Raw genomic sequence first — 10,914 nt, 5'->3', positions numbered from 1 at the left:
GTCGTGCCGGCTTTGCGAGATCGGGTGAAGCAGCTGGTGCCGACGCAGGTGACCGCGCGGGTGAAGGAGTCCCTCGTCGGGTACGGCGTCCGGACCAGCGACCGGCGGCCCCTGCCGGACTTCCTCATCATCGGCACGAAGCGGGGTGGCACCACCTCGCTGTGGAACTACCTCGTCCAGCACCCGCTGGTGCCCCGGCTCTTCCCGGCGTGGAACACGAAGTCCGCCCACTACTTCGAGGAGCACTGGCGGCGCGGGGAGGCGTGGTACCGCTCGCACTTCCCGACCGTGCGCCACCGCGAGGCGCTGCAGCGGCGGCACGGCGGCCCGGTCCGGGTCGGCGAGGCGGCCCCGCTGTACATGTTCCACCCGCTCGCCGCGCGGCGGGTGGCCGCGCTGATGCCGTCGGTCAAGCTCATCGCGCTGCTGCGCGACCCGGTGGAGCGGGCGTACTCGCACTGGAAGGAGCGGCGCACGCACGGCATCGAGCCGCTGGACTTCGCCGACGCCCTCGCCGCCGAGGAGGAGCGCACCGCGGGGGAGCGGGAGCGGCTGATCGCCGAGCCGGAGTACTTCAGCGAGGCGTACGACTGGTACACGTACCGGGCCCGGGGCCGCTACCTGGAACACCTGGAGCCGTGGCTGGAGCGCTTCGACCGGGACCAGTTCCTCTTCCTGCCCAGTGAGGACCTCTACCGGGACGCCCGGTCGACGTACCGCCGGACGTTGGACTTCCTCGGGCTGCCGCCGCACGACCTGCCGAACTTCAAGATCTACAACGACCGCCGCTCCGCGCCGCTGGACCCGGCGCTGCGGGCGGAGCTGACCGCGTACTACCGCCCGTACAACGACGCGCTGCGGGAGCGCCTCGGGATGGACCTCGACTGGCCGGACCGGGCCGCGTGACCGCGTCGGCGAGCACGTCCGTCGACCCGCGTACGCGCACGGACGGGTTGGGCTGGGTGACCCGTGCGGTCTTCGGGGACGAGCGGGTCGTGCTCACCGTGGGCGGCCACCCGCCGGCCGGTCACCGGGTGGTGGCCCGGTACGCGGTCGTCCCGTCACAGGAGCGGGCCCGCTTCCTTCTCCCGCTGGGTGCGCCCCGGGCCACGGCCGCGTCGCTGCTGGCGTACAACGCGCTGCGGCCGCCGAAGGTGCGGGCCGTCCGGGCCGTCCTCGGCGGGATCGCCCGCCTGCGCGGGATCGAGCTGGCCCCGTTCCCGACGCTGACCGTGTCCCTGCCCGACGGGGTGGCCGCCGACGAGGCGCTGCTCGCGCACCGGCTCGCCGCCCTCCTCGGCGGCGCACCGGCGTACGCGGCGTGCGGCGTACGCCCACCGGATCCGAACCACAAGCCGACCCTGCAACTGTTCGACGGGGACGGCCGGCCGCTCGGCTACGCCAAGATCGGCTGGAACGACGCCACCCGCGCGCTGGTGACCGCCGAGGCGGCGGCCCTGCGCGAGCTGCCCGTGTTCGCCGGGGTGCCGGACCACCCGGTGGCGCCCCGGCTGCTCGCCGAGACCGCCTGGGCCGGCCAGGTCGTGGCGCTGGTCGAGCCGCTGCCGGCCGACGTACGCGGAGTGCCGGTCACCGACCCGCCCGAGGTCGCCGCGGTGCTCGCGGTGGCCCGACGGGGCCGCCCGCCGGCGCCGTCCCGCCCGTTGGCCGGGTCCACCTTCCTGGGACGGCTCACCGCGACGGCGGAGCGGGCCGCCGCGGCGACCCCGGACGGCGCACGGGCGGCCGCCGCGGTGGCCGCGCTGGCCCACCGGCACGGTGGGACCCTGGTCGAGTTCGGCCACTGGCACGGCGACTGGGTGCCGTGGAACCTGGGCCGGCACGCCGGCCGGCTGGTCGCCTGGGACTGGGAGCACAGCGGGCCGGACGTGCCGCTCGGCTTCGACCTTGCGCACGACGCGTTCCAGCGCGCCCTGGTGCTGCACGGCGAATCGGCGGCCGCCGCGGCGGGCGCGGTGGACGCCCAGCTCGACCGGTACGGTGACGCCCTGGGCCTGGACCCGGCGGGGCGCCGGCTGGCGGCCGACGCGTACCTGCTGGAGATGTGGCTGCGGACGTGGCGACTCGCCGACGCCGGGGCGGGATGGAATTCCGCGCTGCATCCCGCCCTGTTGGACGTGGTCGAGAAACGACATAGCGGGTGAACCGCTGGTCCCGCCGGGTGTTGACGTCGGATCCACTCCGGAGTGTGATGGTAGGGGTGCAGCTAGTGACGATCGTTGATGGCGCCGGACGGTCTGGCGGGCAACAGACCCCGCAGCCGGCGGAGATCGGCTGATCATCCGGTCGCCCTATACAACCCGCGCGCGAAACGTGATCTGCTCGCGCGTGGCGTCGATCGGAAGTCCAAGCGAACGTGGGGAGTCGCGTGGAGAGGAACATCGAGGATCGCGGCGATCCTCCCGTCCTGCTGCTGGTGGGGTCGAGTGGCGGGCATCTCGCCCAACTGCTCGCACTGCGCTCCTGGTACGAGCGCTGGCACCGCGTCTGGGTCACCTTCGACACGCCGGAGGCGGTCTCGCTGCTCACCGGCGAGGACGTGGTCCCGGCCCACCACCCGACCACCCGCAACGTGCCCAATCTGCTCCGCAATGCGGTGCTCGCGGCACGGGTGCTCCGCCGGCGGAAGGTCGCCGCCGTGGTGACCACCGGCGCCGGCGTCGCGGTGCCGTTCGTGGTGCTCGCGTGGCTGCGGCGGATCCCGACCGTCTACATCGAGGTGTACGACCGGATCGACACCCCGACGCTGACCGCCCGCCTCTGCCGGCCGTTCCTGTCCGCGATGCTCGTGCAGTGGGAGGAGCAGCGCCGGCAGTACCCGGAGGCGACCGTCGTGGGGACCCTCCTGTGAGCGCGGAGCAGGTCGCGGCGCCGGCGGCGCCGTGCGAGCCCGCGGTGCGTGTCCCGCGGCAGCGGGACCGCGCCGGCGCGACCCAGTCCACCGTCCTGGTCGCCGTCGGCACCGACAAGCACCCCTTCGACCGGCTGGTCGGGTGGCTGGAGGGCTGGGCGCCCGAGGTCACCGACCTGGTGGCGCTGACCGTCCAGCACGGACACACCCGCGCCCCCGACGTCCCCGGCGCGGTGCCCTTCCTTGGGCACGACGAACTCCAGGCGGCGATGTCCGGGGCCGACCTCGTGGTCTGCCACGGCGGCCCGGCCACCATCCTGGAGGCCCGTCGGCACGGGCGCCTGCCGATCGTGGTCCCCCGGGACCCGGCCCACGGCGAGCACGTCGACGACCACCAGTTGCTCTTCGCGCGCCGGCTCGGCGCGGCCGGCATGGTGGCGCTGTGCGAGACCCGCGAGGCGCTGGTGGAGGCGCTCGCCGCCGGGCTCGCCGACCCGAGCCGGTTCACCGTCCGCGCCGACCCCGACTCGGTCCGGGCGCGGGAGACCGCGGTGGCGCGGGTCGGGGAGATCGTGGAGGAGTTGGTGGCCGCGTCCAGTGGCCGGCGGACGTGGTGGCGGCCGTGGGCACAGCCGCACCGGAAGGGAGCGCGACGATGACCGGACACCCGAGCGTCAGTGCGGTGGTGCCCACCCGGGACCGCCCGGAGCTGCTGCGATCCGCGGTGCGCGCCATCCTCGACCAGGAATACCCGGGCGAGGTCGAGGTGGTCGTCGTGTACGACCGCTCGGAGCCGGACCCGACGCTCGCCGAGCTGTCCCGGCCCGGCCGGCCGGTGCGGCTGGTCCGCAACGAGCGCACCCCCGGCCTGGCCGGCGCCCGCAACACCGGCACCCTCGCCGCCACCGGCGAGCTGATCGCCTTCTGCGACGACGACGACGAGTGGCTGCCCGGCAAGCTGCGGGCCCAGGTCGAGGCACTCGCCGCCGCGCCGGGGGCCGAGTTCGTGTCCTGCGGCATCCGGGTGAGCTACGACGGGCACACCGTCGACCGGTCGCTGCCGCGCGACCGGGTCACCCTCGCCGATCTGCTGCGCGACCGGATGACCGAGCTGCACCCGTCGACCTTCGTGATCCGTGCCGCCGCCCTGCGGGACGGCTTCGGGCTGGTCGACGAGGAGATCCCGGGCAGCTACGCGGAGGACTACGAGTTCCTGCTGCGGGCCGCCCGCAGCGCGCCGCTGGTCAACCTGCGCACCCCGTACGTGCTGGTGCGCTGGCACAAGCGCTCCTACTTCGCGCAGCGCTGGGACACCATCTCCGAGGCGTTGCAGTGGCTGCTGGAACGGTATCCGGAGTTCCGGACCCAGCCGGCCGGGGAGGCGCGGGTTGCCGGGCAGATCGCGTTCGCCCGGGCCGCGTCCGGCGACCGGCGGGGGGCGCTGCGGTGGGCGCGCCGGACCATCCGGCGCAACCCTCGCGAGCCGCGCGCGTACCTGGCACTCGCCGTGGCCGGGCGCGTGGTGCGCGCGGACGCCGTCCTGCGCACCCTGCACAAGCGGGGCCGGGGCATCTGAGGCCGTCGTGGGGCGGGCGCGACCGCCCCACGGCTCGCCTCGCACCCCCCGGCGATCCGCGCCGGCGTACTGGGTGCAGACGCCCTATCGCTACTTCCCGATCGAGCCGCACTGGGTCGCGCCCGGCATGCAGTTCCCGCCGGTGTCGGCCCGGGTGGTCGTCGCGCTTAGATGGCCGCTGGCGTACACGCCGGGCAAGTCCTACGAGGCGGCGATGCGGCAGGTCCTGACCACGGAACTGGTCGGCCGGGCCGAGATGCGGTACCTGTTCCCGGACGCCACCATCCGCAACGAGCGCCTGCTGGGCCTCACCAAGTCGCTGATCGCGGTCCGTACGCCCTGACCGCCGCCGTCGTCAGGACGGCGGCCGGGCTCCGTCCCCGCGGCCGTCCCGTCGCTCCGCGGAGGCCGCCCGCAGCCGCTCGTACCAGTGCGGGGTCGTCGCCGGGTCGAAGATCCGGGCGATCGCGAGGTCGGTGGAGGAGTGAGCCAGGATCGACAGCACCACGGTCAGCGCCACCAGGTGGAACACCTCGTCGCCGGCGGCGATGCCGGCCTGGAGCACGAGCAGGCCGTAGACGACCGACGCGAAGCCCTTCGGGCCGAACCACATGGCGGCGAACTGCTCGGTGCGGGTCAGGTGCGAGCCGAGGAACGACACCGCGAGCGCGAGGGGACGGGCCACCACGATGGCGAGCACCGCGAAGACCCAGCCGGTCCAGTGGATCTCGCCCAGGAACTCCACCGAGATCAGCGCGCCGAAGACCAGCAGGGCGGCGAGCTTGAACAGCTCGGCGATCAGCTCGCCGAAGTGTTCGAAGCTCTCCCGCTGCCGCTCACCGAAGGTGGCCACGGTGATGCCGGCGGCGAACGCGGCCAGGAACAGGTTGGCGTGGGTGACCTGGCCCAGGGCGAGCACCAGCAGGCCGATCGCCATGCCGTTGAGCGGCTCGTACTGGGTCGAGGCGGAGAAGAACCGCAGCTTCTCCAGCCGCAGCGCCAGCCACGGGACCGCCACCCCGATCACCACGCCGAGCAGCAGCTCCGTGCCCAGCTCGTCGAGGTGCAGGTCGTCGGAGCCGGCGGCGATCGCCAGGAACAGGATGACGAACGGCAGGGCCAGGCCGTCGTTGATGCCGGACTCGACGTTGAGCAGGTGCCGCAGCCGGCCCGGCACCCGCTCGTTGCCGACCAGCGCGGCGGCGAAGACCGGGTCGGTGGGAGCGAGGACCGCGCCGATCAGCAGCGCCTCCGGCCAGTCCAGCCCGGCCACGTAGTGCGCCAGCAGCGCGGTGATCAGCAGGGTCAGCGGCAGGCCCCAGCCGAGCGCCCGCCCGGGCAGGCGCCACGCCGAGCGCAGGTCGGCGAAGCCGACCCGCATCCCGTCGGTGAACAGCACGGTGAACAGCGCCAGCTCGGCGAGGGTCGCGACGATCTCGCTGTCGGAGGTGATCTCCAGCACGCCGGTGGTGTCCGGGCCGAGCACGAAGCCGGCGACCAGGAAGACCACTGCCGTGGAGAGGATCGTCCGGTGCGCCAGGCTGGAGAGCAGCACGGCGAGGAGCAGGACGGCCGCGAACGCGAACAGCAGCACCGGTGCCTCCAGACGGGTCGACGAATCCTCCGCCGACCAGACTTCCCGGCACGCCGCCATGATCGTACGGCTTCCCCGCCATCCGGATGACCCGGGCCGGCCCCGTCCGCTGGGCGGGACGGGTCGGCCACCGCACCGGAGCGGCCACCGGCCGTGACAGACTGGCCGCTGTGTTGCGCTGGTTGACTGCAGGTGAATCGCACGGTCCCGCCCTCGTCGCGCTTCTCGAGGGCGTACCGGCCGGTGTCGAGGTGACCACCGGGGACATCGCCGGTGAGCTGGCCCGGCGCCGGCTCGGCTACGGCCGGGGTGCCCGGATGTCCTTCGAGCAGGACGAGGTCGAGATCATCGGCGGCCTGCGGCACGGCGTCACGCTGGGCAGCCCGGTCGCGATCCGGGTGGGCAACTCCGAGTGGCCGAAGTGGCGCACCGTCATGGCCGCCGACCCGGTCGACCCGGAGGAGCTTGCCCGGCAGGCCCGCAACGCACCGCTCACCCGCCCGCGTCCGGGCCACGCCGACCTGGCCGGCATGCAGAAGTACGGGCACACCGACGCCCGCCCGATCCTGGAGCGGGCCAGCGCCCGGGAGACCGCCGCGCGGGTCGCCGTCGGCACCGTGGCCAAGGCGCTGGTCAAGCAGGCGCTCGGCGTCGAGATCGTCTCGCACGTGGTGGAGCTGGGGCCGGTGGCCGCGAAGCCCGGCCTCCGGCCCACGCCGGCCGACGCCGCACGGATCGACGCGGACCCGCTGCGCTGCGTCGACCCGGAGGCGAGCGCCCGGATGGTCGCGGAGGTCGACGCCGCGAAGAAGGCCGCCGACACCCTCGGGGGCGTGGTCGAGGTCCTGGCGTACGGGGTGCCGCCCGGTCTGGGCAGCCACGTGCAGTGGGACCGCAAGCTCGACGCCCGGCTCGCCACGGCGCTGATGTCCATCCAGGCGATCAAGGGCGTGGAGATCGGCGACGGCTGGCAGCAGGCGCGCTCGCGGGGCTCCGAGGCGCACGACGAGATCATCCCGACCGCCACCGGCGTCCGGCGGGTCACCGACCGGGCCGGCGGCCTGGAGGGCGGCATCACCACCGGCGAGCCGCTGCGGGTGAAGGCCGCGATGAAGCCCATCTCCTCGCTCAACCGGGCCCTGTCGACCGTGGACGTCACCACCGGCGAGCCGGCCACCGCGATCAACCAGCGCTCCGACGTGTGTGCCGTGCCCGCCGCGGCGGTCGTCGCCGAGGCGATGGTGGCGCTGGTGCTCGCCGAGGCGGCGGTGGAGAAGTTCGGCGGTGACTCGGTCACCGAGATGCGCCGCAACCTCGCCGGTTACCTCGACGCGCTGGTGATCCGCTGATGGCGCCCGTCTGCGTCCTCGTCGGCGCGCCGGGCTGCGGCAAGACCACCGTGGGGCAGGCGCTCGCCGCCCTCCTCGGGGTGGAGTTCCGGGACACCGACCTCGACATCGAGACGATGGCCGGCAAGCCGATCCCGGAGATCTTCGTGGACGAGGGGGAGGCGCACTTCCGTACGCTCGAACGGGCGGCGGTGGCGGCGGCGCTGGCCTCCTGCTCCGGGGTGCTCGCCCTCGGCGGCGGCGCGGTCCTCGCCGAGGAGACCCGGGCGGCGCTGGTCGGGCACCCGGTCGTGCACCTCTCCGTCGAGCTGCCCGACGCGGTCAAGCGGATCGGCCTCGGCGCCGGCCGGCCGCTGCTCGCGATCAACCCGCGGGCCACGCTCAAGCACCTGATGGAGCAGCGCCGGCCCCTGTACGCGGAGGTCGCCACCGCGACCGTGGTCACCGACGGGCGTGACCCGGAGGACCTCGCCACCGAGATCGCCGCCCTGCTCAAGCCCTGACGGCCGCCGGCCGCGCCGGTCGCCCGCGCCCGGCCCGCTCCGGCCGCCACGTGACCAGCAGGGCCAGGGCGAGCAGGATCTCGGCCAGGTCCCCGCCGTAGTACATGACCGCCGCGCCGGCCCGCAGCTCGCCCGCCGTGGCCGGCACGTCGACGAGGACGCCGGCGTGGAGGAGCTGGGCGAGGGTGGCGTGCGCGGCCACCCCGACGCCGAGCACGACCAGGCGGACCGGGACGCGGGGCCGGTGCGGCCCGGGATCCGGGCCGGCGATCGACCAGGCGAAGAGGTAGCCGCTCACCACGAAGTGCAGCTGCACCGTCGCGTGGACCGCGGGACTCGCCAGGCTGGCCCGGTAGAGCGGGGTCAGGTAGAGCAGCCAGAGCCCGCCCGCGGTGAGCAGCAGGCCGGTGACCGGGTGGGCGAGCAGCCCGGCGGCCGGGTGCCGCAGCAGCCGGACGGCCGCCCGCGCGGTCCGCGGCCGTACGCTGCGCAGCGCCAGCGTGCCGGGCGCGCCGAGCACCAGCGCGAGCGGCGCCAGCATGCCGAGCAGCACGTGCTGGACCATGTGCCCGGACAGGTCCCGGGCGGGCCAGAGGAGGCCGGCGACGAGCAGGCCCGCGCCGAGCGCGAAGCTCCCCGTCCGCCGGTGGCTCCAACCCGGCCCGCCGGAACCCCGCTGCACCAGCGCCATCGCCAGGTAGACCCAGAACACCACCAGGGGTACGAGGGCGGCCACCGGGAAGCCGTCGGCCGGGTGCCCGGCGTGGGCGAGGGTCACCGCTGACCGCTGGCGCAGAGGTCGACGGTGGTGGCCCGCCGCTGGATCGCCCAGCCGACCGCCACGAACACCGCCCCGAGCGTGAGGAAGCCGAGGTCCCACCAGAGCTGGTGCGGACCGCCGTGCACGTGGTGGATGCCGAGCAGGTGGTGGTCGACGATCCCCTCGACCAGGTTGAACAGGCCCCAGCCGACCAGCGCCCAGCCCCAGAGCGCGGGGGAGCGCCACAGCCGGCCCCGGGATCGGGTGACCCGCGCGTAGAGCAGCGCCAGGCCGGTCAGCACGGCCACCCACGTGACCACGTGGAAGAGGCCGTCCCAGAGGGTGTTCATCTGCAACCCGGGCACGGTGTCGACCGGGTACGGCCTGATCCCCACGTTGTCGGTGTCGGTGCTGCTGAGCAGGTGGTGCCACTGGAGGACCTGGTGCAGCAGGATGCCGTCGACGAATCCGCCCAGGCCCACGCCGAGGATCGTGGCCGGTACCCGGATGTCCGCTCCGTCGATGGTCGATCTGGCCATGCCGCACACCCTCCGCGGTCGGTGGTCCTTCCCCGGAACCCCGTCCCCCGGGTCACACCGGTGAAACGTCCCTCCCGCGGCGTGGTCACGGAGTGGACACTCGCCGCGTCGGGGCCGCCCGCTCGACTAGGCTGCGCGCGATGGACGACGTGACCCGGATTCCGGTCGGCGGCGAGCGGCCGTACGACGTGCTGGTCGGCCGTGACCTGCTCGGCGAGCTGCCCGCTCTGCTGCCCGGAGCGACCCGCGTGGCGGTGCTGTACGCCCCGCCGCTGACGGACCTGGCCAGGGCGATCGGCGACCGGCTCCGCGCGGCGGGCGTGATCCCGCTGCCGGTGGAGGTGCCCGACGCCGAGGCCGGTAAGCACGTCGACGTCGCGGCGGCCTGCTGGGACCAGTTGGGCGAGGCGGGCTTCACCCGGACCGACGCGGTGGTCGGCGTCGGCGGCGGCGCCCTCACCGACCTGGCCGGCTTCGTGGCGGCCTGCTGGCTGCGCGGCGTGCGCTGGGTGCCGGTGGCGACCTCCCTGCTCGGCATGGTGGACGCGGCGGTCGGCGGCAAGACCGGCGTCAACACGGCCGTCGGCAAGAACCTGGTCGGTGCGTTCCACCCGCCGGTCGGGGTGCTGGCCGACCTCGCGACGCTGGACGGCCTGCCGGCGGTCGATCTGGCGGCCGGGATGGCCGAGGTCGTCAAGTGCGGCTTCATCGCCGACCCGGTGATCCTCGACCTGGTCGAGCGGGACCCGGCGGCGGCCACCGACCCGGCCGGCCCGGTGACGCGGGAGCTGATCGAACGGGCGATCCAGGTCAAGGCCGACGTGGTCTCCGGAGACCTGCGCGAGTCCGGCGTCCGTGAGGTGCTCAACTACGGCCACACCCTCGCCCACGCGATCGAGAGGGTCGAGGGCTACCGCTGGCGGCACGGCCACGCGGTCGCCGTCGGCCTGGTGTACGCCGCGGCGCTGGCCCGGCTCGCCGGCCGCCTCGACGACGCCACCGCGCAGCGGCACCGCACCACGGTGGCCGCGCTCGGCCTGCCCACCACCTACGCCGCCGACGCGTGGCCCCAGTTGCTGGCCACCATGCGGGTGGACAAGAAGGCCCGCGGCAACCGGCTGCGGTTCGTCGTGCTCGACGGGCTGGCCCGCCCGGCGATCCTGGAGGGCCCCGACGACGAGCTGCTGGCCGCCGCCTACCGCGAGGTGGCCGCGTGAGGGTGTACGTGCTGAACGGCCCCAACCTGGGCCGCCTGGGCACCCGGCAGCCGGAGGTGTACGGCGGCACCACGTACGCCGACCTGGTGGAGCTGTGCGAGCGGACCGGTCGGGACCTCGGGCTGGACGTGGTGGTGCGGCAGACCGACGCCGAGCACGAGCTGCTCGGCTGGCTGCACGAGGCGGCCGACGAGGGTGCCGCCGTGGTGCTCAACCCCGCCGCCTGGTCGCACTACTCGATCGCGGTGCGGGACGCCTGCGCGATGCTGCGCGGCCCGCTGGTCGAGGTGCACATCTCGAACATCCACGCGCGGGAGCCGTTCCGGCACCACTCGGTGGTCTCCGCCGTGGCGACCGGGGTGATCTGCGGCTTGGGCGTCGACGGCTACCGGCTGGCCCTGCACCACCTCGCGACGCGGCATTCCTGACCGCCTCACGTCGCCGCCGGGCTACGGCGCGCAGCCGCCTAGTAGACTTGCCAGGTCTGTCCGCCAATTGATGATC

General features: G+C 74.4%; 12 protein-coding genes and 1 pseudogene. 10 read left to right on the top strand and 3 right to left on the bottom strand.

Translation table 11 applies throughout. From position 1 onward, the window contains the following. Positions 1-3: 3 nt before the first annotated feature. The 6 genes and pseudogenes from ACTMS0_RS15855 to ACTMS0_RS15830 all read left to right on the top strand — a co-directional run. Positions 4-906 (top strand): sulfotransferase domain-containing protein, encoded by a 903-nt coding sequence (locus tag ACTMS0_RS15855; protein WP_441155954.1) that lies wholly within the window; start codon positions 4-6, stop codon positions 904-906. Beyond that, positions 903-2,165 (top strand): hypothetical protein, encoded by a 1,263-nt coding sequence (locus tag ACTMS0_RS15850; protein ID WP_441155953.1) that lies wholly within the window; start codon positions 903-905, stop codon positions 2,163-2,165. The genes ACTMS0_RS15855 and ACTMS0_RS15850 overlap by 4 nt, the downstream gene beginning before the upstream one ends. A gap of 224 nt (positions 2,166-2,389) precedes the next feature. Next, positions 2,390-2,872, top strand: coding sequence for a UDP-N-acetylglucosamine--LPS N-acetylglucosamine transferase (locus tag ACTMS0_RS15845; RefSeq protein ID WP_441155952.1), 483 nt, complete (start codon positions 2,390-2,392; stop codon positions 2,870-2,872). A gap of 44 nt (positions 2,873-2,916) precedes the next feature. Continuing rightward, positions 2,917-3,531, top strand: a complete 615-nt coding sequence (locus ACTMS0_RS15840) for a glycosyltransferase (protein WP_441156206.1) — start codon at positions 2,917-2,919, stop codon at positions 3,529-3,531. Continuing rightward, positions 3,528-4,448 carry a glycosyltransferase gene (locus tag ACTMS0_RS15835; protein ID WP_441155951.1) on the top strand — a complete coding sequence of 307 codons (921 nt, stop codon included), beginning with the start codon at positions 3,528-3,530 and terminating at the stop codon, positions 4,446-4,448. The genes ACTMS0_RS15840 and ACTMS0_RS15835 overlap by 4 nt, the downstream gene beginning before the upstream one ends. Positions 4,449-4,497: 49 nt before the next feature. Next, a pseudogene (locus ACTMS0_RS15830) lies at positions 4,498-4,791 on the top strand (class I SAM-dependent methyltransferase); the annotation flags it as partial. A 12-nt stretch (positions 4,792-4,803) separates the two neighbouring features. Here the strand turns inward: ACTMS0_RS15830 and ACTMS0_RS15825 are convergent. Then, on the bottom strand, positions 4,804-6,102 hold the full coding sequence (locus ACTMS0_RS15825) for a cation:proton antiporter (protein ID WP_441155950.1): 1,299 nt from the start codon (positions 6,100-6,102) through the stop codon (positions 4,804-4,806). Between the two features lie 110 nt (positions 6,103-6,212). Here ACTMS0_RS15825 and aroC point away from each other — a divergent pair, with 110 nt between their 5' ends. Both aroC and ACTMS0_RS15815 read left to right on the top strand, forming a co-directional pair. After that, positions 6,213-7,391, top strand: a complete 1,179-nt coding sequence (aroC, locus tag ACTMS0_RS15820; RefSeq protein WP_441155949.1) for a chorismate synthase — start codon at positions 6,213-6,215, stop codon at positions 7,389-7,391. Beyond that, positions 7,391-7,894, top strand: a complete 504-nt coding sequence (locus tag ACTMS0_RS15815; RefSeq protein ID WP_441155948.1) for a shikimate kinase — start codon at positions 7,391-7,393, stop codon at positions 7,892-7,894. Before aroC ends, ACTMS0_RS15815 begins: the two co-directional genes overlap by 1 nt. Here ACTMS0_RS15815 and ACTMS0_RS15810 read toward each other — a convergent pair. Next, positions 7,884-8,672 (bottom strand): cytochrome c oxidase assembly protein, encoded by a 789-nt coding sequence (locus tag ACTMS0_RS15810; protein ID WP_441155947.1) that lies wholly within the window; start codon positions 8,670-8,672, stop codon positions 7,884-7,886. The genes ACTMS0_RS15815 and ACTMS0_RS15810 overlap by 11 nt on opposite strands. Continuing rightward, positions 8,669-9,193, bottom strand: a complete 525-nt coding sequence (locus ACTMS0_RS15805; RefSeq protein ID WP_441155946.1) for a DUF2243 domain-containing protein — start codon at positions 9,191-9,193, stop codon at positions 8,669-8,671. Before ACTMS0_RS15805 ends, ACTMS0_RS15810 begins: the two co-directional genes overlap by 4 nt. Positions 9,194-9,333: 140 nt before the next feature. Here ACTMS0_RS15805 and aroB point away from each other — a divergent pair, with 140 nt between their 5' ends. Together aroB and aroQ are read left to right on the top strand one after the other, a co-directional pair. Further along, on the top strand, positions 9,334-10,410 hold the full coding sequence (gene aroB / locus ACTMS0_RS15800) for a 3-dehydroquinate synthase (RefSeq protein WP_441155945.1): 1,077 nt from the start codon (positions 9,334-9,336) through the stop codon (positions 10,408-10,410). After that, complete coding sequence (aroQ, locus tag ACTMS0_RS15795) at positions 10,407-10,838, top strand: type II 3-dehydroquinate dehydratase (protein WP_441155944.1); 432 nt, start codon at positions 10,407-10,409, stop codon at positions 10,836-10,838. The genes aroB and aroQ overlap by 4 nt, the downstream gene beginning before the upstream one ends. Positions 10,839-10,914 lie beyond the last annotated feature (76 nt).

The sequence above is a fragment of the Micromonospora sp. H33 genome, from assembly GCF_052068455.1.
GTDB lineage: Bacteria > Actinomycetota > Actinomycetes > Mycobacteriales > Micromonosporaceae > Micromonospora.
This window is presented reverse-complemented; position numbering and strand designations above follow the sequence as displayed.